This window comes from Streptomyces flavovariabilis (assembly GCF_000725785.1).
Lineage (GTDB): Bacteria > Actinomycetota > Actinomycetes > Streptomycetales > Streptomycetaceae > Streptomyces > Streptomyces hawaiiensis.
Window position 1 is genome coordinate 41847 of the sequence record NZ_JNXD01000001.1, and the last position, 24936, is coordinate 66782.

At 72.9% G+C, this 24936-nt stretch carries 24 protein-coding genes and 1 tRNA gene; 12 read left to right on the top strand and 13 right to left on the bottom strand.

The features are described from left to right. Nucleotides 1-96: 96 nt before the first annotated feature. Nucleotides 97-591, top strand: a complete 495-nt coding sequence (locus IO24_RS0100175; RefSeq protein WP_031130414.1) for a DUF3830 family protein — start codon at nt 97-99, stop codon at nt 589-591. Here IO24_RS0100175 and IO24_RS0100180 read toward each other — a convergent pair. Beyond that, on the bottom strand, nt 572-1981 hold the full coding sequence (locus IO24_RS0100180; protein ID WP_031130416.1) for an amidase: 1410 nt from the start codon (nt 1979-1981) through the stop codon (nt 572-574). The two genes, IO24_RS0100175 and IO24_RS0100180, sit on opposite strands and share 20 nt — an antisense overlap. Nucleotides 1982-1997: 16 nt before the next feature. Next, nucleotides 1998-2945, bottom strand: coding sequence for a D-2-hydroxyacid dehydrogenase (locus IO24_RS0100185; RefSeq protein ID WP_031130418.1), 948 nt, complete (start codon nt 2943-2945; stop codon nt 1998-2000). 197 nt (nt 2946-3142) lie between these two features. Here IO24_RS0100185 and IO24_RS0100190 point away from each other — a divergent pair, with 197 nt between their 5' ends. Together IO24_RS0100190 and IO24_RS0100195 are read left to right on the top strand one after the other, a co-directional pair. After that, nucleotides 3143-3958: a maleate cis-trans isomerase family protein gene (locus IO24_RS0100190; RefSeq protein ID WP_031130421.1), complete on the top strand. Its 816-nt coding sequence runs from the start codon at nt 3143-3145 to the stop codon at nt 3956-3958. Next, on the top strand, nt 3955-4686 hold the full coding sequence (locus IO24_RS0100195; protein ID WP_031130423.1) for a maleate cis-trans isomerase family protein: 732 nt from the start codon (nt 3955-3957) through the stop codon (nt 4684-4686). The genes IO24_RS0100190 and IO24_RS0100195 overlap by 4 nt, the downstream gene beginning before the upstream one ends. A 108-nt stretch (nt 4687-4794) precedes the next feature. Here IO24_RS0100195 and IO24_RS0100200 read toward each other — a convergent pair whose 3' ends face one another. Continuing rightward, complete coding sequence (locus tag IO24_RS0100200; RefSeq protein ID WP_157851226.1) at nt 4795-5061, bottom strand: hypothetical protein; 267 nt, start codon at nt 5059-5061, stop codon at nt 4795-4797. A gap of 262 nt (nt 5062-5323) precedes the next feature. On the opposite strand from IO24_RS0100200, the gene IO24_RS0100205 reads away from it, so the two are divergent. Together IO24_RS0100205 and IO24_RS0100210 are read left to right on the top strand one after the other, a co-directional pair. Then, nucleotides 5324-5593, top strand: coding sequence for a hypothetical protein (locus tag IO24_RS0100205; protein ID WP_031130427.1), 270 nt, complete (start codon nt 5324-5326; stop codon nt 5591-5593). Nucleotides 5594-5687: 94 nt separating this feature from the next. After that, complete coding sequence (locus IO24_RS0100210) at nt 5688-6779, top strand: LLM class flavin-dependent oxidoreductase (protein ID WP_031130429.1); 1092 nt, start codon at nt 5688-5690, stop codon at nt 6777-6779. Here IO24_RS0100210 and IO24_RS0100215 read toward each other — a convergent pair. Next, nucleotides 6755-8614 carry a putative bifunctional diguanylate cyclase/phosphodiesterase gene (locus IO24_RS0100215; RefSeq protein ID WP_078898827.1) on the bottom strand — a complete coding sequence of 620 codons (1860 nt, stop codon included), beginning with the start codon at nt 8612-8614 and terminating at the stop codon, nt 6755-6757. The two genes, IO24_RS0100210 and IO24_RS0100215, sit on opposite strands and share 25 nt — an antisense overlap. 277 nt (nt 8615-8891) lie before the next feature. On the opposite strand from IO24_RS0100215, the gene IO24_RS0100220 reads away from it, so the two are divergent. Then, nucleotides 8892-10187 (top strand): M6 family metalloprotease domain-containing protein, encoded by a 1296-nt coding sequence (locus IO24_RS0100220; RefSeq protein ID WP_234335142.1) that lies wholly within the window; start codon nt 8892-8894, stop codon nt 10185-10187. 57 nt (nt 10188-10244) lie between these two features. Here the strand turns inward: IO24_RS0100220 and IO24_RS0100225 are convergent. From IO24_RS0100225 to IO24_RS0100260, 7 genes are all read right to left on the bottom strand, one after another. Beyond that, nucleotides 10245-10318: transfer RNA gene (locus IO24_RS0100225), tRNA-Lys, on the bottom strand. Then, nucleotides 10309-10935 carry a bifunctional DNA primase/polymerase gene (locus tag IO24_RS42410; protein ID WP_031130435.1) on the bottom strand — a complete coding sequence of 209 codons (627 nt, stop codon included), beginning with the start codon at nt 10933-10935 and terminating at the stop codon, nt 10309-10311. Before IO24_RS42410 ends, IO24_RS0100225 begins: the two co-directional genes overlap by 10 nt. 124 nt (nt 10936-11059) lie before the next feature. Beyond that, nucleotides 11060-11404, bottom strand: a complete 345-nt coding sequence (locus tag IO24_RS0100235) for a hypothetical protein (RefSeq protein ID WP_031130437.1) — start codon at nt 11402-11404, stop codon at nt 11060-11062. 316 nt (nt 11405-11720) lie between these two features. Then, nucleotides 11721-13052, bottom strand: a complete 1332-nt coding sequence (locus tag IO24_RS0100240) for an AAA family ATPase (RefSeq protein ID WP_031130440.1) — start codon at nt 13050-13052, stop codon at nt 11721-11723. Then, nucleotides 13049-14641 carry a hypothetical protein gene (locus IO24_RS0100245; protein WP_031130441.1) on the bottom strand — a complete coding sequence of 531 codons (1593 nt, stop codon included), beginning with the start codon at nt 14639-14641 and terminating at the stop codon, nt 13049-13051. The genes IO24_RS0100240 and IO24_RS0100245 overlap by 4 nt, the downstream gene beginning before the upstream one ends. Further along, nucleotides 14632-15876, bottom strand: coding sequence for a hypothetical protein (locus IO24_RS40285; protein ID WP_037667020.1), 1245 nt, complete (start codon nt 15874-15876; stop codon nt 14632-14634). The genes IO24_RS0100245 and IO24_RS40285 overlap by 10 nt, the downstream gene beginning before the upstream one ends. Then, entirely contained in the window at nt 15827-16780 is a 954-nt protein-coding gene (locus IO24_RS0100260; RefSeq protein ID WP_031130442.1) for a phosphatase PAP2 family protein, read from the bottom strand. The genes IO24_RS40285 and IO24_RS0100260 overlap by 50 nt, the downstream gene beginning before the upstream one ends. Nucleotides 16781-16967: 187 nt before the next feature. Here IO24_RS0100260 and IO24_RS0100265 point away from each other — a divergent pair, with 187 nt between their 5' ends. Next, the gene (locus IO24_RS0100265) at nt 16968-17561 is read left to right on the top strand and encodes a histidine phosphatase family protein (protein ID WP_031130443.1); all 594 of its coding nucleotides are present in this window, start codon (nt 16968-16970) and stop codon (nt 17559-17561) included. Nucleotides 17562-17591: 30 nt separating this feature from the next. Here the strand turns inward: IO24_RS0100265 and IO24_RS0100270 are convergent, their stop codons facing one another. After that, the gene (locus tag IO24_RS0100270; RefSeq protein ID WP_031130444.1) at nt 17592-19043 is read right to left on the bottom strand and encodes an NsdA family TPR-like regulatory protein; all 1452 of its coding nucleotides are present in this window, start codon (nt 19041-19043) and stop codon (nt 17592-17594) included. 298 nt (nt 19044-19341) lie between these two features. On the opposite strand from IO24_RS0100270, the gene IO24_RS0100275 reads away from it, so the two are divergent. Both IO24_RS0100275 and IO24_RS0100280 read left to right on the top strand, forming a co-directional pair. After that, complete coding sequence (locus IO24_RS0100275; RefSeq protein ID WP_031130446.1) at nt 19342-19737, top strand: hypothetical protein; 396 nt, start codon at nt 19342-19344, stop codon at nt 19735-19737. A 67-nt stretch (nt 19738-19804) separates the two neighbouring features. Then, on the top strand, nt 19805-20677 hold the full coding sequence (locus IO24_RS0100280; protein WP_031130448.1) for a spermidine synthase: 873 nt from the start codon (nt 19805-19807) through the stop codon (nt 20675-20677). 13 nt (nt 20678-20690) lie between these two features. Here the strand turns inward: IO24_RS0100280 and IO24_RS0100285 are convergent, their stop codons facing one another. Beyond that, nucleotides 20691-21197, bottom strand: coding sequence for a hypothetical protein (locus IO24_RS0100285; protein ID WP_031130450.1), 507 nt, complete (start codon nt 21195-21197; stop codon nt 20691-20693). A gap of 131 nt (nt 21198-21328) precedes the next feature. Between IO24_RS0100285 and IO24_RS0100290 the strand changes: the two genes are divergently transcribed. From IO24_RS0100290 to IO24_RS0100300, 3 genes are all read left to right on the top strand, one after another. Next, a complete protein-coding gene (locus IO24_RS0100290) occupies nt 21329-22033 on the top strand; it encodes a response regulator transcription factor (RefSeq protein WP_031130452.1) in 705 nt (234 codons plus the stop codon). Further along, the gene (locus tag IO24_RS0100295) at nt 22030-23427 is read left to right on the top strand and encodes a sensor histidine kinase (RefSeq protein WP_031130454.1); all 1398 of its coding nucleotides are present in this window, start codon (nt 22030-22032) and stop codon (nt 23425-23427) included. The genes IO24_RS0100290 and IO24_RS0100295 overlap by 4 nt, the downstream gene beginning before the upstream one ends. 186 nt (nt 23428-23613) lie before the next feature. Further along, a complete protein-coding gene (locus IO24_RS0100300; protein WP_031130456.1) occupies nt 23614-24927 on the top strand; it encodes an ABC transporter substrate-binding protein in 1314 nt (437 codons plus the stop codon). The last annotated feature ends 9 nt before the right edge of the window (nt 24928-24936 follow it).

Sequence of the window (24936 nt, forward strand, 5' to 3'; positions counted from 1 at the left end):
CTACCCGACCCCATCCGAGTTATGCCGGTCTTTTCAAGCCCCGCACTCTCCCCGTGCGCCCTTGACCCCACGGCCGATGGGCACTCCCATGGGGGCATGGCTGATCGCTACATCGAAGTCTCGCTGGTCAAGCGCGACGTGACCTGCACGGCCAGGCTGCTGGACGACCGCGCGCCGATCACCTGCGCGGCCGTCTGGGATGCCCTTCCGCTGGCCGGTGACGTCTACCACGCGAAGTACGCACGCAACGAGATCTACGCCCTTTTCCCGCCTTTCGCCGAAACCGAGCCGCCCCTGGAAAATCCGACCATCACTCCGATTCCCGGCGACCTGTGTTATTTCACCTTCGCCGGGGCGGAGTTGGGGACCAAGGCGTACGGCTACGACCGCGAGGTCCGCGCCGGGACCACGCTCGTCGACCTGGCCCTGTTCTACGAGCGCAACAACCTGCTGCTGAACGGCGATGTCGGCTGGGTCCCCGGCATCGTCTGGGGCCAGATCGTCGACGGCCTGGAGAACATGGCCGAGGCGTGCAACGACCTGTGGAGGTCGGGAGCGGCGGGGGAGTCGCTCAGCTTCCGGAGGGCGTAGCCCGGCCGGCGGAGGCCACCCCGGCCTCGTACAGCGCGTGTGCCGCCCGCAGCACCAGATCGTCCCGGTGCCGGGCGGCCACGAGTTGCAGACCGATCGGCAGACCGTCCCCGTCGACGCCGACCGGCACGCTCGCCGCGGGCTGCTGCGTCATGTTGAACGGGTAGGTGAACGGCGTCCAGCCCGTCCAGCGCCGGTGGCCGGATCCTTTCGGTACCTCGACGCCCGCCTCGAACGCCGTGAGCGGCATGGTCGGCGTGACGAGCAGGTCGTAGGCGTCGTGGAACCGGCCCATCCGGCGGCCCAGGTCCATCCGGACGTCCACCGCGGCCAGATAGTCCAGCGCCGAGTAGCGTGCGCCCCGCGCGCAGATCTCCCGCAGGCCCGGGTCCAGCGACTCCCGCTGCTTGGGGCCCAGATGCTGCGTCACCCGGGCCGCCCCGCTGAACCACAGGGTATGGAAGGCCTCCACCGGGTCGGTGAGGTCCGGGTCGGTCTCCGTGACGTACGCGCCGAGCTCCGCCAGCCGCTCCACCGCCCGCCGCACCGCCCCGGCGACCGCCGGCTGCACCGCCACCTGTCCGCCCAGCGACGGCGAGTACGCCACCCGCAGCCCGCGCACCCCACCCGCCAGGCCGTCCGTGTACGGACCGGCCGGGGCCGTGAGCGCCGACCAGTCGCGCGAGTCCGGGTGCCCGATGACGTCCATCAGCAGCGCCGCGTCCGCCGCGTCCCGGGTCATCGGGCCGACGTGCGCCAGCGTGCCGAACGCGCTTGCCGGGTAGAGCGGCACCCGCCCGTACGTCGGCTTCAGCGCGAAGATCCCGCAGAACGACGCCGGGATACGGACACTGCCGCCGCCGTCCGTGCCCAGCGACAGCGGTCCGGCGCCGAGCGCCACGGCCGCCGCGCTGCCGCCGCTCGAACCGCCCGCGGTGCGCGACGGGTCGTGCGGGTTGCGCGTCACACCGCTGAGCGGCGAGTCCGTCACGCCCTTCCAGCCGTACTCGGGCGTCGTCGTCTTGCCGATGAAGACCGCCCCGTGCTCCCGCAGCCGGGCCACGGACGGCGCGTCCTCGTCCCACCTCCCCGCCGGATCCACGGCCCGCGACCCGCGCAGGGTCGGCGCCCCGCGCAGCAGCAGGATGTCCTTCACGGTGACCGGCACCCCGTCGAGCAGCCCCCGCGGCTCACCGCGCCGCCAACGCTCCTCCGACTCCCGGGCCCGCTCCAGCGCGTCCTCGGCGGTCAGCCGGACGAAGGCGTTCACCTCCGGCTGGATCGCCTCGGCCCGCTCCAGCGCCCCCCGGGTCGCCTCCACGGGACTCCACTCGCCCTCGCGGTACCCGTCGAGGAGCCGTACGGCGGTCAGCTCGGTGAGCTCGGTCATCAGACCTCCAAGAACGTCAGTGACCCGGTACGTACCCACGCTGCTTGTCGACCACGTTCCTCAGTGGCTCACCGGCAGCCCACTGCTCGTACAACTCCACGAACTGCTTGCCGAGTTCGTCGCGCCAGCCGACGGTGTCGCCGCTCATGTGCGGGGACACGATCAGGTCCGGGGCCTGCCACAACGGGCTGTGGGCGGGCAGGGGCTCGGCCTCGAAGACGTCCAGGGCGGCGCCCGCGATCCAGCGCTCGGCCAGGGCCTGGGCGAGCGCGTCCTCGACGACCAGCTGGCCGCGGCCGATGTTGACGAACCGCGCCGACGGCTGCATCAGGCCGAAGCGGCGCGCGTCGAACATGCCGTGTGTCTCGTCCGTGAGCGGCGCCGCCGCGACCACCCAGTCGGCGCGGGCCAGCAGCCGGTCCAGGTCCTCAGGGCCGTGCACGCCGGAGCGCGCGGCACGGCCCACGAGCGCTGTCGTGATGCCCAGCGCCCCCAGCGTGCGCGCGATCGCCCGGCCGATCGGCCCGGAGCCGACCACGACGGCCCTGCTCCCGGCGATCTTGTGCGACTCGCGGTGGCGCCAGGTCCGCTCCCGCTGGAGCTCCAGCGTCCGCGGCAGATCCTTGGCCATCGCGAGCACGAGCGCGGCGACGTACTCGGCGATCGGCTGGTCGAAGATGCCGCGCGCGTTCGTCACCACCGTGTCGGAAGCGGCGAGTTCCGGACACATCAGATGGTCCACGCCGGCGCTCGCCGTGTGCACCCAGCGCGGCCGCGGGCCCTCGCCCGGCCAGGCGTCCCGCACGGCGCGCGAAGTGAAGTCCCACACCAGGAGTACATCCGCACGCGGGAGGCGCTCGGCGAGACCCGCCGCGTCGGTGTGCTCGATACGGGCGTGACCGGTGAGGCGTCCGAGGCGGGGGAGGGGCTCGGCGTCCAGGACGAGGAGGGTGGGGGTGGGCATGAGCAGCCGTTTCTCCAGCCGTTCGGCGGGCCCGGCCGGCCTTGGTGCGGCCGCCGGTGACGACGAGTTAACCCGGTGTTGACCAAGGAGTGATCCGGGCGGATTGACCACGCTCGCACCCGAACCTACCGTCGTCAACACGGGCGTTCCCACGATCCGTTGCACACTAGTTGCCCAGCGTGAGGCCGGTGCCTGCCATGGACGTCTCATTTCTCGGCGGGCCCAGCCCGCAGCGCGGGGTCGGCGTCGTCGCCCCCTTCGACTTCGCCCTCGACCGCGAGCTGTGGCGCTGGGTGCCGGACGAGGTCTCCCTCCATATGACACGCACTCCGTTCGTGCCGGTCGAGGTGAGTCTGGACCTGGCCCGCCTGGTCAGCGAGCACGAAACGCTGAGCGAGGCGGTCCGCACGCTCAACGCGATCGCCCCCGAGGTCGTGGCCTACGCCTGCACGTCCGGCAGCTTCGTCGGCGGCACGATGGGCGAGCGGGCGATGTGCGAGGCGATGAGCCGGGCCGGTGCCGTACCCGCGATCACCACCTCCGGCGCGCTGCTGGAGGCACTGGTCGAGCTGGACGTACGGCGGGTGGCGCTGGTGACGCCGTACACGGTCTCGGTGACGCAGTCCCTGGAGGCGTACGTCGCCCAGGCCGGTGTCACGATCTCCGGCTGCGCCTTCATGGGGCTGACCCGGCACATCTGGAAGGTCCCCTACCGGGAGGTGGTGGACATGGCGCGACAGGCCGTCCGCGACGACGCCGACGCGCTGTTCATCAGCTGCACGAACCTGCCCACGTACGACGTGATCCCCCAGTTGGAGGCCGAGCTGCGCATCCCCGTGATCTCGGCCAACCAAGTGACGATGTGGGCGGCGCTGCGCCGACTGGGTACCCGTGCGGTGGGGCCGTACCAAGCGCTGATCAATCCGGCGGCGCGTTCCGGCCCCGTACCGCCGGGGGCGGACCCCGGTCCCGTAGTGCCGGAAGAAGAGCAGCAGCAGGAAGGCTGGACATGACAGCACTGGGATTTCTCTACCCGGGCCACTCCGCCGAGGACGACTACCCGCGCATCGAGCAGTTGCTGGGCAGCGACGTCCGGGTGGAGCTGGTGCACACCGACATCGGTGAGGACGCGCACCGGGTGGACGCGCTGCTCGAGATGGGCTCCGCCGGGCGGCTGGCGGCGGGGGTCCAGGAGCTGCGGCACGCCGGTGCGGACGCCGTGGTCTGGGCCTGCACGAGCGGCAGCTTCGTCTACGGCTGGGACGGCGCGCAGGAGCAGGTCCGCGCCCTGGCGCAGACGGCCGGCATGCCCGCCTCGTCCACGTCCTTCGCGTTCGCGCACGCGGTGCGGGAGGTGGGAGCGCGCAGGGTCGCGATCGGTGCGACGTACCCGGAGGACGTGGCGCAGCTCTTCGCCGGGTTCCTCCGCTCGGCCGGCGTGGAGGTCGTGTCGGTCAACAGCTCCGGCATCATCACGGCCGCCGAGGTCGGCACATGGGGCGAGAGCGAACTCCTCGCCCTGGCCCGGAACTCCGACCACCCCGACGCCGAGGCGCTCCTCCTGCCCGACACCGCCCTTCACACAGCGGCCCACATCCCGGCCCTGGAGAAGGAACTCGGCAAGCCGATCCTCACCGCCAACCAGGTCACGGTCTGGGAGGCCCTGCGCCTGGCGGACCGGCGGGTGAACGCGCCGGAGCTGGGGGCGCTGTTCACGAGGGAGCCGATCGTCCAGGCGTGAGAGCGGCGGCCCGACCCTCGCCGTCCGCGGCGGCCGCCGCGGACGGCGAGGAGGCCTGTTCACGCCCTCCGTGCTGGTCCCCCGGCCGGCAAGGCCAGGTGCTCCTGCTCATGGACGTTCGCTCCTCGTGCGACGCCACCGAAGCACCCGCAGTGCGGCGTAGGCGACGAGGGCGACGGTGAAGATCACGCTCGCTGCCGGCCGGGCCACCCTCCAGGCGACGCCGCCCGGGTCCCAGACGGCCTCGGCCAGGTTCGTGCCGACGGCCACCGCGAACGCCGCCTTGAGGCAGGTGGCCGCTCGCGCCACACGGTAGGCCGGGGGCGCCTCACTCGCCTCGCCCTCGTCGTCGTGACACTTCCCCCCAGTCGTCATGGAGCCCCAGGTACCCCGGGGCAGCTGACGAAAAGGCGCCGTGCCCTCCAGCGCGCCTTCCATACGGGCCGGAATCGGTCCCACCCCTTCTTCGGGACAGACCGGGGCACAGGCTCACCAACACCCCGTCCAAAGCTGAGGAATGCTCAACTCCGCCACCTCGCACGGCTCCTGGGTTGACCGAAAGCGCGTTCCCTTTCACGGGTCCATCCCGTGCACACTGGCCACGTCCGCAGCCAGTCGTGCCGTGAAGGACTCCCCGATGGCCGAAACGGGCCCGTTCAGATCCCCTGCAAGCGCTGTCCGGCTGTCCGGGCGTCTGCTGTGCTGGAGCCTGGCCGCAGCCATGGCCTCCGCCGCCGTGGACGCCTTCCTCGGACCCCCGGCCCGCTGGTGGGGTGTCGTGTGGCCGCTGCCCTGGTGGCTCACCGGCGTGACCGCCCTCGCGTGGAGCGTCCTGCGGGCCCGCGAGAAGGCCGACCGCCCACCCCCGCACGACAGCGTGCGGGGCGACTGGGAACGGGCCGCCTGACAGCCCTCGGAGCGGCAGCCCGGGAATAACCGGAGACAGTCCCCTGTTAGAGCCGGAACGACAGCACACGGCCCACAGCAGGAGGCACCCCACCGTGGCGGCAGACGAGATACGCGGCGCAGCACAGGGCAGCGCCCCCGTCCCCCTCTCCGTACTGGACCTGGTCACCGTAGGGGCCGGCCGCACCGCCTCCGACGCGCTGCGCACCAGCGTCGACCTGGCCCGTCTCGCGGAGAACCGGGGCTTCCACCGGTACTGGGTCGCCGAGCACCACTCCATGCCGGGCGTGGCCTCCTCGTCCCCGGCCGTGATCCTCGCCCACCTCGCCGCCCACACCGACCGCATCCGGCTCGGCTCGGGCGGTGTGATGCTGCCCAACCACGCCCCGCTCGTGATCGCCGAGCAGTTCGGGACGCTGGAGGCCATGGCCCCGGGCCGCGTCGACCTCGGCCTCGGCCGCGCCCCCGGCACGGACGGCGCCACGGCCGCCGCCCTGCGCCGCACCGAACGCCTCAACGAGGGCGCCGACGACTTCCCGCAGCAGCTCGCCGAGCTGATCCGGTTCCTCGACGACGACTTCCCCGACGGGCACCCCTACCGCCGCATCCACGCCGTACCGGGCCCGGTCCAGGCCACGTCCCCCGGCGGCGTCCAGTCCCCGCACCGCCCGCCGGTCTGGCTGCTCGGCTCCTCCGGCTTCAGCGCCCGCCTCGCCGGTGCCCTCGGACTGCCCTTCGCCTTCGCACACCACTTCTCGGCGCAGAACACCGTCCCGGCCCTGGACCTGTACCGGGAGTCCTTCCAGCCGTCCGCCGTGCTCGATCGGCCGTACGCCCTCATCGGCGTCTCCGCGCTCGCCGCCGACGAGGAGAAGGAGGCGCGCCGGCAGGTGCTGGCCGCGGCCCTCAGCATGGTCCGGCTGCGCACCGGCCGCCCCGGCCTCGTGCCCAGCCCGGAGGAGGCGGAGGCCCACGAGTTCAGCCCCGTGGAGCGCGACTTCGTCGACTCCTGGAACGCCAACGTCATCCACGGCACCCCGGACGAGGTCCGCTCCGGCCTGGACGACCTCGCCAAGCGCACCGGCGCCGACGAGCTGATGATCACGGCCAACGCACACGGTGGGGACGTCCGCGTCCGCTCCTACGAACTCATCGCCGACGCCTACGGGTTGCCGACGCCCGCCTGAACATCCGGCGTGCCCAGCAGCTCGGAGATGCGATCCGGGGGCACCGGACGGGAGTAGAGCCAGCCCTGTCCGGTGTCGCAGCCGATGCTGCGCAGCCGGGTCGCCTGGGCCGAGGTCTCCACGCACTCGGCCGTGACGGTCAGCCCGAGCCGGTGCGCGAGCTGGATCATCGCCTCGACGACGACCTCGTCGGCCGGATTGGCGCGGGCGGCGGCCTCCCGGTCGTCGTACTGGAAGCCGCGCACGAACGATCCGTCCAGCTTCAGCACCGACACCGGCAGCCGGCTCAGGTACGCGAGGTTCGAGTAGCCGGTGCCGAAGTCGTCGATGGCGATCCGCACACCCATGTCGCTGAGGGCCTTCAGGGTCTGCAGCGGGCGGCCGGCCGAGCCCATCACGGCCGACTCGGTCAGCTCCAGCTGGAGCAGGTGGGGCGCCAGGCCCGTCTCGGCCAGGGTCTCCGCCACGTCCGCCACCAGGTCCGAGTCCCAGATCTGGCGCACCGCCACGTTCACGCTGACGAAGATCGGCGGCTCGTCCGGGTGGTCCAGCTGCCACCGGCGGGCCTGCCCGCAGGCCGTACGCAGCACCCAGCGGCCCAGCGGGACGATCGAACCGTCCTCCTCCGCAAGTCCGATGAACCGATTCGGCGTCAGTACGCCGAACTGAGGATGGTTCCAGCGGATGAGCGCCTCGACCCCGTGCAGCCGGTCGTCCTCCATGCCCACCAGAGGCTGGTACTCCAGCCGGAACTCGCCCCGGTCGATGGCCGGCCGGAGCGTGGAGGCGAGGGCCTGGCGGGTCATGCGGTGGGCGTTGCGCTCCGGGTCGAACAGGGTCCAGCGCGCCTTGCCGTCGGCCTTCGCCCAGTACAGCGTCGTGTCCGCCGCCTGCATCAGCGCGGTGGGGGTGGTGCCCGCCGCGTGCCGCTCCACGACGCCGATCGACGCCGAGACCGACAGCCGCTGGCCGGAGATGTCGAACGGGTCCTGGACCGCCCGCAGCGCCGACTCGGCCAGCTCGGCCAGCTGTTCGGTGCCCGTGGAGTCCTCGACGAGCAGCGCGAACTCGTCCCCGCCGAGCCGGGCCACCAGCGGGATGCTGGTCCGTGAGTGGCCGGCCTCGTCAGCGCAGCGTGTGAGCCGCTCGGCTACGGCGGCCAGCAGCCGGTCGCCGACCCGGTGGCCGAGGGTGTCGTTGATGGCCTTGAAGCCGTCCAGGTCCAGGTAGCACAGCCCGATCCGGCCCGTGCCGCTCTGCTCGTACGACTCCGCCTCCAGCGCGGCCGACAGGCGTTCGAAGAACAGTGTGCGGTTGGGCAGCCGGGTCACCGGGTCGTGCATCTGCAAGTGCCGCAGCCGGGCCTGGAGTTCCCGGCGGGCACTGATGTCGGCGACGGACAGCAGTACGCCGAGGTCCTCGTCGGGCAGCGGAGCGACCGTCACCTGCACCCACAGCGAGTGCCCGTCCGGGTGCTTGAGCCGGCGTGTGCAGCGCAGCCGGGACTGCCGTCCGCGCAGCACCTCGCGGTAGGCGTGCCAGGTGCGGGCGTCGGAGGTGAGGTCGACCAGGTCGGCGGCGACGGACCCGGCGAGCGCGTCCGGGCTGCCACCGAGCAGCGCGGCGAGCGAGTCGTTGGCGCTGACGACCGTGCCCTCGCGGTCCACGACGGCCATGGCGAGCGGGGCGGCCGTGAAGACGGAGCGGTAGGGCAGCCGGGACGGGGGCTCGGTACGAGGAGACGTGTCGATCTCACTCTCTGTGACGACCGGCCGGTCCAGGTCTGTGGCGGGCGCCGGCCCTTCGGAGGTTCCGCTCACCGCTCGCTCCCGCATGTATTCGATCTCTGTCCGTGCAGGAAAGGTCAGGAAAGTGTGCCGATCATAGAGGCTGGCCCCAGGGCCTTCCAGCCGGTGTCCAGTCTCCTCGGCCAACCGGCCCTTCTGCCAGATCGTTTCTGCACGCACCTGGACGGCTACTTCAGGCCCTCGACCAGTTGTGACGTTCTGTGAGTGCTTCGGGGGTGTCGGCTTCCGTGATTTTTCGGCCCCTTCACCCGACCGGTGCAGGCAAACAGGACGCAGTACGACAAATCATCACAGGCTGGGTGCGGTGTCCCGCGAACCGTACCCGGAGGTACCCGTGCCGCGTCCGTTTCCGCGCGCCCGACTGCGCAGTACCGCGGCCGTGTTCACCACCATGTCGGCTCTCGCCGCCACCTCCCTCGGCACCAGCCCCTCGGCCGCGGGGCCCGACTCGGCCGCGCCCTGCGCCCTGACGCGCACCGACGCCCACCACTCGGAGGGCCTGGACACCTGGAACGCGGCCTACCCCCGTCCGGCCCGGTCCCTGGACGCGGTCATGGTCTTCCTGTCCTTCCCGGACTCCCACCCGCTGACCACGCCGCAGGACCTGACCGCCGACCACTTCCCGGCCACCACCCGCTTCTTCGAACACGCCTCCTACGGCCGTTTCACCCTGCGCCCGCACCCGCTCGGGCACTGGATCCAGATGCCGCGGCCCTCCACCGCCTACGACATACAGCGCGACTGGAGCCCCGAGCACCGGGCCGCCTATCTGCGCGACGCTCTCTCCGTGGCCGACCCGCAGGTGGACTTCTCGCGCTACGACATCGTGTACTTCGTCGCCGACCCGGACGCGCCCGGCGTGGACTCCGACGCGACCAAGGTGGTGAACCTGACGAGCCCGCTGCGGGCCGACGGCACCGACCTGCGCCGGATCGTCACGGTGTTCGAGCAGCATCCACCGGACCGGCTCGTCCTGGCCCATGAGACCGGGCACGTGTTCGATCTGCCCGACCTGTACCACCGGCCCGTGGACGGGAAGGGCGACTGGGACACGCACGTCGGAGACTGGGACCTGATGGGCAGCCAGTTCGGACTCGCCCCGGACCTCTTCGCCTGGCACAAGTGGAAGCTGGGCTGGCTGGATCCGCGGCAGGTGCGGTGCGTGCAGGACGCCGGGCCCGCCCGGCTGACCCTGGAGCCACTGGCGGCGGGGCCGGGGCTGCCGGCGACCGGGGCCGCGGGGGCACCGGCCTTCGGTCTCGGGCGGGGCACCAAGCTCGCGGTGGTGCGGACGGGGCCCGACAGTGTGCTCGCCTTCGAGGTACGGGGGCCGGTGGGCAACGATGTGGCCGCGTGCCGGCAGGGGGTGCTCGTGTACCGGGTGCGGGGCGGGGCGCAGTCCGGGGGCGGGCCCATCGAGGTGATCGACGCCCACCCACGCAGCGAGGCGTGCTGGGAGGACTCCGTCTATCCGCCCCTCGCGGACGCGCCGATCGGCATCGGCGAGAGCTTCACGGTCCCCGGGGAGGAGGTGCGGGTGAAGGTGGAAGGGCGCACGGCTTCGGGGGCGTGGACGGTGAAGATCGCGGTGGGACGCTGACGGGTCGCGGACAAGAGAAAAGGCCCCTCGCTCTCGCGAGGGGCCTTTCACCGTCTGTGCGCCGCCAGGGACTCGAACCCCGGACCCGCTGATTAAGAGTCAGCTGCTCTAACCAACTGAGCTAGCGGCGCCTGCTGACGTCGTAGACCTTAGCATCCTGGTCGGCGGGAGGAAAAATCGAAATCCGCACGGCGGAGCGGGCCGCCCGCACGGCCGCCCACAGCAGTAGCTCGGGCCCGGGGAGCCAGGGCTGACGGGTGTCGGGGGCGACGAGCCAGCGGGAGGCGGAGCGGGTCGGGGCTGTGGTCCCGGCGGGCGCCGGGACGGTGGGGGAGGCGCTCTCCGACGGCGCCGGGACGGTCACCGCATCGCCGGTGCCGTGGCACAGCAGCGGCGGCACGGCGTCCGTACGGGCGGTCTCCCGGCTGCCCCGCGCGCCCCACTCCTCCCACTCCAGCAGTGCGGGGAGCCGCTGAGCCGTCCCCGGGGCGGCGAACAGCAGGATCCGGCCCCGGAACTCCGCGACCGGGCCCGAGCCAGGGCCGTCGTCCCACAGCCGGTCGAGCATCCGCCTGCCGAACATCGCGGGCGCGCTGACCACGTCGAAGACCGACCCGCAGGGCAGCACGACCGGTGCGTCCGGCCGCTCCTCCCAGAGGGCGAGTGTGCTTCGCGGATACGTTCCTGCCGAGGCGAGCCAGGCGGCCCCGGCCGGGGTGACATCGGAGGCGTTCCATGCGTTGCTCATGGCATCCAGGTGTACCCGCCGTGAGCACCCGATTCCCATGGGTTGCGGGAAGTCGGGACAGGAGAGTGCGGGGAGGGGTATCTTGCCCGCCTGGCATATGCCATGTGATCGGGACGGGCCGGTGTCAGGCCGTGTCGCCCCGCATCAGATCCCGCCCGAACTCGACCATCTTCTTGGCGTAGTCCTCGGTCCACTCGGCCCGCTCGGCGATGTCCGCGGTCGTCAGCCGGTCGAACCTCCGCGGATCGGCCAGCTGCGCCGCCGCCATCGCCTGGAACTCCACCGCCCGGTCCGCCGCGGCCCGGAACGCCAGCGTCAGCTCCGTCGCCCGGGCCAGGAGGGCCCGGGGGTCGTCGATCGACTCGAGGTCGAAGAAGTGCTCAGGGTCGGAGGCCGCCTCCGCAGGCTCGAAGAGCAGGGGCGCGGGGCGTAGCCGCGGTTCGTTCCGACGCGGCGTGGGCTCCGCCATGTCTTCTCCTCCTCGTACGTCGCGCTGGCCCTCCCCCGCGGGCGGGGGACTCCCCGGTGGAGTGGGCCACCGTCCATTGTCTCGCGGGCGCGCAAGTGGGCATCGCCGTAGTGGATACGGCCGCCACACCACCCGGTGTTCGTCACGGCGTCCGGGACGCGCCCGGTTCCGGCCAGATCACGGGCGCCACGTCACCCGGTGCTCCGTCAGATGTGCCGGCACGGCGTGATTCGCCTCCCATCCGTCCGGGCTGTGTCCATCGGCCGCCTCCGGCGGGCGGGGAGGTGGGTGGGGAGGGGGTGTCTCGTGGTGCCGGTCACGGGCGCCACGTCACTCGGTGCTCCGCCAGATGTGCCAGCACGGCGTGATTCGCCTCCCACCCGTCCGGAAACTTCACCACCGTCCCCAGCTGTACCGGCTCCGTCGACGGATAGTCGTCCAGGAGGTCGGTCACCCCCGCTCGGCAGACCACGATGCAGGCGTGCCGGTGGCGGGAGGCCAGGACGCAGAGGCGGCCCGTCTCCAGGTGGAAGGCCGTGGCGTCGGGGCGGCCGGAGAGGGGGTGGAGGACCACCGTGACGTCGTACTCGCGGCCCTGCAGCCGGTTCGCCGTGTCCACGACCACGTCGGTGACGCCGAGGGCGGCCAGGGCCGCGCGGACCGCGGCCGCCTGGTCCCGGTGGGCCGTGCCGACGGCGATCCGGTCGGCGGTGAGGGGAGAAGGGTGGGGGAGCTCCGAGCTCGCCGCGCCCGCCCGGTCCAGCAGGCGCCGTACGACCGTCGCCACCGCCCGGACCGCCTCCGGGTCCGTGCGCGGCGTGTGCCGGGCGGGCAGTTCCAGCAGGCCCCAGCCCGACTCGGCCGCCTCGTCGATCACCCGGTCGGGGCCCGAGCCGTCCGACGGCACGGCGAAGGCCAGGGTCCGGTCGCCCGGGCCGGTGCCGCTGCGGAACGGCGTGTACGGGTAGAACGCGTCCGAGACCAGGGGCGCCGCGGAGGCCGGGAGCCGCCAGGAGACCGGCAGGCGGTGCTGGGGCAGGTCCGGGTTGTGCGCGAGCAGGGTCGTCACCGCCGAGGCCGACGGGTCGTACGTCAGGCCCGCCCACTGCTCGCCGCCCACGATCGCGAACGGGTCGAGCTGCCCCGGGTCGCCCACGAACAGCGCCCGCTCGAACAGCCCGGCCACCGCGAGCAGCGCGTCCGAGCGCATCTGGTACGCCTCGTCGACGATCGCGTGCCGCCACGGCTCGTCGACCTTGACGTGCGCCCACTTCGCCGCCGTCGAGATCACCACCGCCAGTCCGGCCAGGTCGCCCGCCTTGGCCGACTTGCGTACGTTCGGCAGGCCGTCGAGCGCCTTGTCGTACGGGTCGGAGTCGTTGCTGTGCAGCCGGCCCACCGGCAGCTCGGGGTTCTTCCCGGCGAGCCGCAGGACCAGGTCGTCGACCTGGGCGTTGGTCTGCGCCACCACCATCAGCGGGTGGCCCGCCTCCGCCAGTTCCAGGGCCGCGCGGACCACCAGTGTGGACTTGCCCGCGCCCGGCGGGGAGTCCACGACGACACCGCGCGCGGTGCCGTGCAGCGTGTCGCGCAGGATCGCGTGGGTGGCCTGGGCCGCGGCGGCCGAGGGGTCGAACACCGTGGTCACAGCACATCCTCCTCGGTCACCGGGTCGGCGGCCTCCAGCGCCGCCTCACCGGGCGGCCCGCCGTGCGTCCACGGCGTCTCCTCCGGGTCGGGCAGCTTCGCGCCGCCCCGCTGCTCGTGCTCGAAGAGCGTGAAGCAGACCCGGTCGCCCTTCTCCGGCACCGAGCCCGGCTCGGGCTCCTTGCCGCGGCCCATCTTGTCGAGGATCCGCAGCACGACGCACGCGCCGTCCTCCTCGTCCGCGACGAACTCCGCCGACTGCGGCTTCCCGCCCAGCGACCGGTACACCTTCGTCCGCTCGCCGAGATGCGGCCGGTCGACGGTGCGCACCGTCACCAGGGGGCGGGGGCTCGGCCGCTTGCCGTCGCTGTACGCCATCACGACATCGGTGACCTCACCCGCGAACGCCTCCCCGGACAGCCGCCGTCCCGCCATCACCAGCGGGTCGTCGAGGGCCTCCTGCGCCTCCAGCCGGGCCTGTTCGCGCTCGCGTGTGGCCAGCTTGCTGGCCGCGGTGACCGCGTCGTCGCGGCGCGGCTGCGGGGGCTCGCCTGCCAGCACCCGGTCGCGGTGGCCGGTGAACGACCAGCGGTCGCGGGTCCACCGCTCCTCGGCCCGCGCCCCCTCGGGCAGCGCCCGCAGCAGGTCCAGGCCCCGCCAGACCGCGTCCCAGGTGGGCCGGGTGCGGCTGAGCACCAGGTCGCGGATCTCCCGCTCGGCGGCGGTCAGCACACCGAACCGGTCGTCGGCCTCCAGGCCGTCCTCGGCGGCGGCGAGGGCGGTGCGGGCACGGTCGTAGCGCTCGATGGCCGGGGCGAGCAGCTTGTTGTCGAACGCCGGGTCGGTGGCCGGACCGGCCGGCGGGCACGTCAGCTGGCCCTGCGCGTCCCGCTCCAGCTCGGCCCGCAGCGCGGCCTCCGCGCCGGTTTCACCCTCCGGCGGGTCGATCCAGGCGAGCAGCGCCCCCAGATGCTGGTCCTCCAGGGTGGACTGCCCGGTCACCCAGTGCCGGCCCAGCACGTCGGTCATCGCCAGCAGCAGCGAGGAGCCGGGCACCCGGGCCCGCTCCCCGAAGTGCGTCAGCCACCGCCCGAGCAGCGGCACCCGCGGCGGCGCCGGATAGGGCGCCTGCGGATCCTGCTCCGCCGTACGCCGGAACCGCATCGAGCGCCCCAGCAGCCGCACCAGGTCGATGCCCGCCCGGCTCGGCACGATCAGCTGCGGCGCGTCCGCGCACAGGTCGACCTCGACCTTGACGCGCTTGCCGGTCTCCGGGTCGGTCTCGGTGCGCTCGGCGGCCTCCACGGTCTCGGCGTAGGAGTCGACGTACGGCAGCACGACGTCGGCCAGCTCGGCCAGGAAAGCGAACCGCAGGTCGCGGTCGCGGGGCTGCGGGACGGCCAGCAGACGCGGCGCGTCCCGGTCGGTGCCGACCAGCGCGCCGAGCGGGGCGCCGGCCTCACCGGCGGTGGTCAGCGGCACGAACACCAGCGGGCGGTCGCCGAGATGCCGGTGCCGGACGGTGGCGGCGGGCTGGGCACGGCCCGTGCTGACGGCTTCGAGGCGGGCCAGGGTGGAGATCAGCGACACGCCGCCTCCAGCGCCTCGGCGCGCAGGGCGGCAGCCCGCCGCAGGGCCGCCACGGCCGGGTCGTCGGGATCGCCGGCCTCGCCGCGCGCGGCCGCGAGGACCTCCTCCACGGTCGTCAGACCGCCGAGCTCCGCCCGTACCGGACGCCCGAGCGAGGTCACCGCTCCCTCCTGGCGGGACCGGGTCCGGCAGTGGAAGGCCAGCTCGCACGCGGACAGGCACTCGGGCGCGTACGCCGCCGGGACCGACTCCACGGCCGCCGTCAGCTCCTCGGCGGGCAGCTCCGGCGAGAAACACGTGCCCTCGGGCAGCGCGCCGGCGATGTCCTCGATGCGGGTCAGCCGGGCCAGCTGGCGGGCCGTCACCGCGCGCTGCTTGCGGATGTCCACGGCGGACGCGGCCGGCAGATTGGAGAAGTCCCTGGGGCAGACCAGCAGGATCCGGTGGCGTACGCGCGGGGCGGGAGCCCCGGCCTGATCGCTCCGGGTCCCGGGCGCTTCAGCCGGCGCCGAGGGGACGGCAGTGCCCGACCCCTCGAGCGTGCGCGCGCTCGCCCCCTCGGTGTCGGAGGCCGGCTCCGGCTCCGCGCCGAGACGGGCCGCGACCTCCTCCAGCGCCAGCACGTACACCGCCGCCTGCCGGGCCGCCGCCCCGACCTTCGCCGGGTCCGCCGAACCGTCCAGCAGGGGGAAGGACTTGATCTCCACCACCGTCCAACTGCCGTCCGGATGCACCACCACCGCGTCCGGCTCCAGGAACGCGGGGGAGCCCGCGACGTCCAGCGTGAGCATCGGATGGTCGAGCAGCGTCCACGCGCCCTGGTGCGCGGCGGCCTCCCGCAGCTCCAGCTCCGTACGGGCCGTGCGCCCTCGGGGGCCGGTCGCCGTCAGGTCCGGTACACGCGCGTCGGCGGGCGGCTCGGCGGACCGGTCGAGCTTCTCGTGCACCAGCCGCAGCAGCTCCGCGCCGCCGTCTGCCTTGACCTTCGCCTCGAAGGCGTTGCCCCGGGTGAGCGCGAACTGCGACTGCCCGAAGGCCGACGGCGAGCCCAGCGCGCTCGCCAGCGCCGCCTTGTCCACCCCGGCGCCGTCGAGGATCGCGCGCCGCGCACAACCGGGGTTGGCGGCCAGCGCCGCCAGAGCGCGCGCGTCCAGTGCCTTCGCGGGTACGTCGGGACCGCGCAGCTCAGCGAGCCGGTGCCGGAGCGCCGTCCCCCGCGTCCTTGGGGGAGGCACCCGGCTCGGCTCCCGCTCCGAGCCGCGACTCGCGCTGCCGTGGAATTCGCTCACCCGCGGAAGTCTGGCATCCGGCACTGACAATCGAGGAACCCGCGGCGGAAGAGTCCGCCGCGACCGGTGCGGCAGACGGTACGAACCGTGCCTTGACCCGGTCCGCGCTGCGCATCACGACGGGCGCCAGCAGCAGCCCGACGCCCATGACGGCCGCGCCCGCGACCGCGTCGAGGAAGTAGTGGTTGGCGGTGCCCATGACCACGATCGTCGTGATCAGGGGGTAGGCGACACCGGCGGCCTTCGCCGCGCGCGTACCGCCATGACGCCACAGCATCACTCCGCACCACAGGGCCCAGCCCACGTGCAGACTCGGCATGGCCGCGTACTGGTTGGTCATGTCCCCCATGCCGCGCGGTGCGCTCGCCGCGCCGCCCCACCAACCGTAGGAGCTGTACTGCGCCATCGTGTCCACGAAGCCGTGGCTCGCGTCGAGGAGCCGGGGCGGGCAGGTCGGCAGCAGGGTGAAGCCGATCAGGCCGATGAGGGTGGACGTCATCAGCCAGGTCCGCGCGGCGCGGTAGCGCACGGCCCGGGAGCGGAAGAGCCACACCAGGACGGCCGGTGTGACCAGGTAGTGCAGTGACGCGTACCAGAAGTCGGCGGGTATGCCTATCCACGCCTCGCGCGTGAAGAGGCGGTTGAGCGGGTGCTCGAAGTTGAGATACAGCGCCTTCTCGAAACGCAGGATCGTCAGACCGTGGTCGACGGCGCCGGAGACGTCGCCGCGGGCGAGGAGCCGGCCGGCCGAGTAGCAGGCGTACACCAGCAGGATCAGCGGCAGCTCGGTCCACCAGCGCAGCCTGGGCGCGGGAGCCGCCTCGGTGCCCGGTGTCTCGGTGTGCGGCATCCGATCGTCCTCCCCCTTCAGTCTCACGTGTAGCCCGGTCGGCCGTGCCACTTTACGGTGTGTGCGCCCGCCCCGGGGGGCGCCTCCGGCCCTCAAAGACGCAGAGATCGCCCCCCGGGTTGCCCACACCGCGCGTGCGCGATGATGGAGGAGTTCTTCTTGCGTTGTTCTTCCGGAAAGGTGCCCCATGGCCGCGCGCATCCTGCTGGCCCGCCACGGACAGACCGAGTGGTCCCTGTCCGGCAAGCACACGGGCAGGACGGACGTGCCGCTCCTGGAGGAGGGCCGGCGCGGCGCCAAGCAGCTCGGCGAGCGCCTGCACCGGCCGCCGTACGAGGGCCTGGCCGGTGTCGAGGTGCGCACCAGCCCGCTGGCCCGCGCGCGTGAGACCTGCGAACTGGCCGGCTTCGGCGACCGCGCGCGGACCTGGGACGCGCTGCTGGAGTGGGACTACGGGACGTACGAGGGCATGACCCCCGCGGACATCCAGGCCGTCCGGCCCGGCTGGCTGATCTGGCGCGACGGCGTCCCGGGCGGGGAGTCGCTCGACGAGGTCACGGACCGGGCCGACGAGGTGGTCTCCTGGGCCCGCTCCGAGGACCGCGACGTCCTGGTCTTCGCCCACGGGCACATCCTGCGCTCCATCGGGGCGCGGTGGCTCGGCCTCCCGATCGACTTCGCGGCCCGGATACGGCTGAACCCGACGTCGCTGTCGGTGCTGGGCTGGGCCTACGGGGAGCCGGCGATCGAGAGCTGGAACGACCTGGGGCACCTCGCCTAGGGCGGCCGGCGAGACTCCCTGGGTCATCCGCTAGGTCATCCGCGGGGACGAGGCGTGCCTCTCCAGGAACGCCGACACCCCGGAGGCCCTGCGATGGGGCAGCAGCACCCGCGCCGTCGCCGCCAGCATGGTCTGGACGCGGGACGACTGGACCTCCTCCAGCAGATCCAGCACCCGCGTCCCCGCCATCGCCGCCTCGTCCGGCCGGCCACCGCGCGCGAGGTCGTCCGCCAGCTCCGCCGTGTACAGGGCGATGTTCCGCGTGAAGTGCGGATCCTGCAGCTCGGCCGCGCGGCGCGCGTGGCGGGCCGCCCGGGGCCAGGCGCCGAGCGTGGACCAGCACTGCGCCTCCAGGCCCTCCAGTTCGGCCTCCCCGTAGAAGCTCATCCACTCGGGGTCGGCGTCCGAGGGGCCCCGTTCGAAGAAGGCCTGCGCCCGGGCCAGTGCCTGCTCGCAGCCGACGCGGTCGGCGAGCCCCGCCCAGCCGCCCGCCTCGCGCAGCGCGAGCAGCGACATCAGCCGGGCCGAGCCCACGGGCCGGGCGACGCGCTGTGCGGCCTGGGCCGCCCGGACCGCCTCGCGCGGCCGGCCCGCGTCGCGCGCGAGGAACGCCGTGTTGCAGAAGGCGTGCGCCTCCAGGCCCGGGTCCCCGGTCATCCGGGCGGTCGCCAGCGCCTCCGCGTAGTGGGAGCGGGCGTCGTCGAAGCGCCCCGAGTCGTGGGCCAGCCAGCCCACGGAGATGGCCAGTTCACCGGCGCCCGAGTAGAGCCGGTCCGCCGTCGTCTGCCGGGTCGTGCCGGCGTCCAGCAAGGCGAAGGCGGCGCGCAGCGGGGCGGCGGCGCGACGGTAGAGGCCGTCGGCCCCGTGCCGGTCGTCGAGCAGCCGGATCCGGCGGACGGCTTCTTCCAGGGCCCCCGCGTCGCTCGCCCCGGCGCGGTGCCCGGGGCGCTGTGCCGCCGCGGCGTCGAGGGCGAGGCCGACAGGCCCCAGTGAGGCGGCGGCCACCGTGGCGCCCCCGCCGGTCATGAACGCGCGACGTAGCACGTCGCTCTCCTCGTAGGTGTCGTGCGGGTGGTGCGGGTCGTACGGGTTCTGCGTTTCATACGGCTCGCACGCCCCGCTGGTCTCACTCGTGGCGTTCGCCGGGTTCGCGGTGCGTGCCAGGGGCGCGTCCTCGATGTCGTGCGCCCGGCGTCCGCGTACCGACGAGCGGGGCGCGAATCCCAGGTCGGTGAGTGTGCGGCCTGGGAACATGTGCAGGAACACCCGTTCGTACGCGTAGTTGGGGCAGCGGATCTCGCCCGCCTCGACCCGGCCGATGTAACGCGCGTCACAGCTGACCTGCTCGCCGATCTCGAGCCCGGCCCGGCGGACCGCCGCGGCGAACTCGGCCGGCGAGCGCTGTCCACGCAGTCGCCGGAAGGCGAGGTTCGGCCGTGGCGGCCGGTTGGGTTGAGACGAGGTCAGCGTTGACGACGCCATGGCCGGGTCCTCCCGTGCGAACCGTCGAACCATGCCGGATCCGAGGTGACTTGGTGCGAGTCGTCCGCATGGTCTGCCCCGTGTCCGGCGGGCAAGAACGTACCTGCTGTGATGGAGCCACCACGCTGGGTTTGGCTACAAACCGGATATCTCATCCGTGATCTGCCATGAAGTGCCATCCTTTGCGGCTGACTTCCGCCGTAGCCGTTGACGCACTGCCGCGTTGAACCCTGCGGACCGGGAGGCCCCCGACTCCCGACCGCTCGTCCAAGCAGGGGTTTTCGTGGTGGAGGCCCGGATGGAGACCAGCCGGATCAACGATCCTCGTACGCCGCCGTGTGCACCGGCGGTCGGGTGCGATGTGGTCACGGTGCCGGCACGGCAGGGGCTGGAGGCGGTCGACATCCTGCGGCGCGGGCCGGGGGACGCGGTGGGGCCCGTACTGCACGACGACGGCGGTGACACCCTGGGCTTCCTGGTGCCCCCGGGGACGGCCGCCGCGTGGGACATGCCGGGCAGCACCTGCACGGAGACCGGCCGACCCGGACCGACCCTGGCGCCCAAGCCTCCCCTGGCGGGCTCGGACTGGCTGCTGCCGCCCGGCGAGGCGGACCTCGCGACGGACCCCGCCGTGCTGCGCGAGGCGCTGGGAGAGGCCGCCCGGATGATCAAGGCGGCGGACAGCTGCCGTTGAAGCGCCCCCGGATGCCGGGCCGCCGGTGCGTACGCCCCGCTTAGCGGCCCGCCCTGATAATGAGCTCATGGGAAAGTCCAAGGGCGGCGGCCGGCGCAGACAGGCCGGTGTCGAGGCCGTCGTCGAGAGTGTCGACGGCGGGCTCGCCGAGCTGATCCCCGACCGCGAACGGGCCCGGGCCTGGACCCTGGTGATCGACGGAGCCCCCCAGTCGCACGTCGACCTGGACGACCCGGCGTACCTGTCCTTCGAGTACCAGCGCCGCCTCGGCCACGTGATCGACCTCGCCGCCCCGCCCGGCCGGCCCGTGCACGCCGTGCACCTCGGCGGCGGCGCCCTCACCCTCGCCCGCTACGTCGCCGCCACCCGGCCCCGCTCCACCCAGCAGGTCGTCGAACGGGACGGTGCCCTCGTCCGACTGGTCCGCCGCGAGCTGCCGTTGGATCCGAACGCCCGCATCCGGGTGCGGTCCGCCGACGCCCGCGAGGGCCTCGCCAAGGTGCCGGACGGCTGGGCGGACCTGGTCATCACCGACGTCTTCAGCGGGGCCCGGACACCGGCCCACCTGACCTCGACCGAGTTCCTCGACGACGTGCGCAGGGCCCTCAAGCCCGGCGGTGTCTACGCCGCCAACCTCGCCGACGGACCGCCGCTCGCGCACCTGCGTGGCCAGATCGCCACCGCCGCCACCCGCTTCGGGCAGCTCGCGCTGGTCGCAGATCCGGCGGTGCTGCGCGGCAAGCGCTTCGGCAACGCCGTCCTGGTCGGCTCCGACCATCCCCTGCCCGTCGCCGAACTGACCCGCCTCGCCGCCTCCGACCCGCACCCCGCCCGCGTCGAGCACGGCAGGACGCTCACGGACTTCACCGGAGGGGCCGTGCCCGTCACGGACCTCGCGGCGGTGGCGTCGCCCGCGCCGCCCGCGTCGGTGTTCAGATGACCGCGTACGGCACTCAGTAGGTCCCGATCTCCACCCGGGGCGGGCCGTCGTGCCAGGTGCAGAACACCGACACCCGGTCCGCGCCCGAGGCGAACTCCACGCGGATCCACGACTCCGTCTTCCACACCTGCATCGACCAGCCCGCCCCGGGCGTCGCCGAGACGAGGGAGGCGGAGGTCTTCCCGAGGTCGAAGACCGCCCGGCCGCCGTCGGTGTCATAGCTCTTCACCCGGCCGGACGCGGCGGGAGCCGTGCCGGCCGACGGCGTGGTGGCGGGGCTCGGTTTCCTGGTCGCCGCGGGCGTGCCAGGCTCCCGCCGCTTCGGCTCAGGCGTTCGTTCCGTCGGCGTGGCCGGCGCCCTGGGCTCCCGCGTGAACGCGTCGGCGGCCTTGATGGGCAGGGCGCGCGGCGGGTCGTAGGCCGTCCCCGCCATCACGGTGTGGACACCCCACCACGACAGCGTGACCGCCGCGCCCGTGGCGAGCAGCCAGGCCAGTACGTGTACGAGTCCTCTGCGCATCGCGGGCCATACTGCCTCACGCGTCCCACGCGTTGTCCACAAACCGGGTCCCACCGTGGCCCGTTGCCCACCGCCGGGGAGTTGTCCACAGGCCCGCACCCGGCTGTTCGAGATGGCGTACGGTGCGGCGCATGGCAAGTGTGCTCGTGGTCGAGGACGACCAGTTCGTACGCTCGGCGCTGATCCGGCACCTGACCGACGCCTCGCACACCGTGCGCAGTGTCGGGACGGCGCTGGAGGCGCTGCGCGAGGTCGCCCACGTCCGCTTCGACGTGGTGATCCTGGATCTCGGGCTGCCCGATCTCGACGGGTCCGAGGCCCTGAAGATGCTGCGCGGGATCACGGACGTGCCGGTGATCGTCGCCACCGCCCGGGACGACGAGACGGAGATCGTCCGGCTGCTGAACGCCGGGGCGGACGACTACCTGACCAAGCCCTTCTCGGTCGAGCACCTCTCGGCCCGCATGGCGGCCGTGCTGCGCCGCGCCCGCTCCGGCGCCGGAGCGGGGGAGCCGTCCCCCGTGATCCGGGTCGGCGGCCTGACCGTCGACCCACTGCGCCGCCAGGCCGAGCTGGACGGCGCGCGGCTCGACCTCACCCGCCGCGAGTTCGACCTGCTCGCCTTCCTGGCCCGCAGGCCCGGCGTCGTCGTCCCCCGCAAGGAACTCCTCGCCGAGGTGTGGCAGCAGTCCTACGGCGACGACCAGACCATCGACGTCCACCTGTCCTGGCTGCGCAGGAAACTGGGCGAGACGGCGGCGAACCCGCGCTATCTGCACACCCTGCGGGGCGTCGGCGTGAAGCTCGAACCACCCGGGGCGGAGGCTCCGCGATGAGGTGGGCCCTGGTCAAGGTGTCGCTGGCGGTGACCACCATGGTCGTGGTCGCCTTCGCGGTGCCGCTCGGGCTCGTCATCCGCGAGATGGCCCGCGACCGGGCCTTCTCCAATGCCGAGCGGGAAGCCGCGGCCGTTGCCCCCGCCCTGTCCATCACCACCGACCGCGACCAGCTCGAGCGGGTCGTCGCCTCCGCCGGTTCCGACGCCGGGATGGCCGTGCACCTCCCGGCGGGCGACGGCCGGGAGGCCCTGGAGCTCGGACGCCGGCGCGCCGCCGACGAGGACATCGCGGCCGTGCGGAAGCTGGGCCGTGCCTCCACCACCGGTGTCACCGGCGGCTCGACGCTGCTCCAGCCGGTCGCGCTCAGCACCGGCGAGATCGCGGTCGTCGAGGTGTACGTGCCGGAGTCCGACGTCACCAACGGCGTGGGGACCGCCTGGGCGGTGCTCGCCGGGGTCGGGGTGGCGCTGATCCTCGGATCGGTCGCGGTCGCCGACCGGCTGGGCGTGCGCATGGTCCGGCCCGCGCGGCGCCTGGTCGAAGGGGCGCACGACCTGGGGGAGGGCCGGCTCGGCGCCCGCGTGCCCGAGGAAGGCCCGAGCGAACTGCGGCTCGCGGCGGTCGCCTTCAACGCGATGGCCGACCAGGTCGTCCAGCTCCTGGCCAACGAGCGGGAGCTCGCGGCCGACCTGTCCCACCGGCTGCGCACGCCCCTGACCGTGCTGCGGCTCAACACCGCCTCGCTCGGTGAGGGGCCCGCCGCCGACCAGACCCGGACCGCGGTCGAGCACCTGGAGCGCGAGGTCGACACCATCATCCGTACGGCCCGGGAGGCCAAACCGCAGACGGCCGCGGCCGGTCCGGGCGCCGGGTGCGACGCGGCCGAGGTGGTCCGGGAGCGGATGGCGTTCTGGTCGGCGCTCGCGGAGGACGAGGGCCGCAAGTGGCGGGTGGCCGGGGCCGACCGGCCGGTGCGCATACCCGTGGCCCGTGCCGACCTGGCCGCCGCACTCGACGCGCTGCTGGGGAACGTCTTCCGGCACACCGCGGAGGGCACCGCCTTCGCGGTCGACGTGCACAACGGCGAGGACGCGGTGATCGTCCTCGTCTCCGACGCGGGCCCCGGCATACCCGACCCGGAGGCCGCCATGGCGCGGGGCCGCGGCTCCGGCAGCGACGGCTCCACCGGGCTCGGTCTGGACATCGTGCGCCGGCTCGCGGAGTCCACCGGCGGGGACGTGCGGATCGGCTCCTCGGTGCTCGGCGGCACCGAGGTGCGGATCTGGATCCAGCTGGACGGCCGTTCCCCCGCGAGCAGCGGGCACCGGCAACTGCGGCGGCGCCGCCCCGGCAGGCTCGCCGCCGTATACAACCGCTCCCGGTCCCACTGAGCGCTCCCATGACGCCGTCTTCACGGGACGGTCACGTTTCGACAAATGAAGGCAACGGCTCTTGACGCATGACCGGACATGCGGCTGTCATTGCGCCACCGTGTTCGGTCAAGTTGATTTCTGGTCGATTGCGACTGGAATTCACGCCACACCCTCGTGGCCGAACCCTGCCTTCAGGAGCCGTCCATGCACGACCTCTCTCCCACCGGTGTCTCCCTCCCCGTTCCCAGCCGCCGCACCGTGCTGCGCGGCGTGGGCGGAGCGGCCCTGCTCGGCGCCGGCATACCCCTGCTGAGCGCCTGCGGCGGCAGCGGCTCTTCCGCCGACCCGAAGACGGTCAGTCTCGGCTCCAACTCGTCCGACGCCGTGCCGAAGAAGGCGTTCGCGGAGATCTACGCCGCCTTCACCAAGAAGTCCGGCATCAAGGTCGACGTGAACACCAAGGACCACAACACGTTCCAGGAGCAGATCAACTCCTACCTGCAGGGCACGCCCGACGACGTGTTCACCTGGTTCGCCGGCTACCGCATGCAGTTCTTCGCCTCGAAGAAGCTGGCCACGCCCATCGACGACGTGTGGCAGAAGATCGGCGGCAACTTCCCCGAGGCGATGCAGAAGCTCAGCAAGGGCGAGGACGGCAAGTACTACTTCGTGCCGCTGTACACGTACCCGTGGGCGGTGTTCTACCGCAAGAGCGTCTTCGCCCAGCACGGCTACAAGGTCCCCACCACCTGGGACGACTTCGTCGCCCTGTGCAAGCGCATGCAGAAGGACGGGCTGGTCCCGATCGCCTTCGGCGACAAGGACGCCTGGCCCGCGATGGGCACCTTCGACCAGATCAACTTCCGCACCAACGGCTACGACTTCCACGTCGAGCTGATGGCCGGCAAGGCCTCCTGGACCGACCCCAAGGTGCGCAAGGTCTTCGACCACTGGACGGAGCTCCTGCCCTACCACCAGGAGGGCGCGGTGGGCCGCACCTGGCAGGACGCGGCGCAGACACTGGTGGCCAAGAAGGCGGGCATGTACCTCCTGGGCACCTTCGTCGGCCAGCAGTTCACGAACAAGGCCGACCTGGACGACCTGGACTTCTTCGCGTTCCCGGAGATCGACCCGCAGTTCGGGCAGGACACCGTCGAGGCGCCCACCGACGGCTTCATGCTCTCCAAGGCCCCGAAGAACCGCGACGGCGCCGTCAAGCTCCTGGAGTACCTGGGCACCCCCGAGGCCGAGCAGATCTACCTCAAGGCCGACTCCAGCGTGGTGGCCGCCTCCACCAAGGCCGACACCTCCTCCTACACCGCGCTGCAGAAGAAGTCCTACGAGATGATCTCCGCCGCGAAGAGCCTGACGCAGTTCATGGACCGCGACTCCCGCCCGGACTTCACCGCCACGGTGATGCAGCCCGCGCTGCAGAACTTCGTCCGCAACCCGAAGAACATCGACAGCATCCTCTCGTCGATCGAACGCCAGAAGAAGACGATCTTCGCCTCCTCCTGACCGAACGGA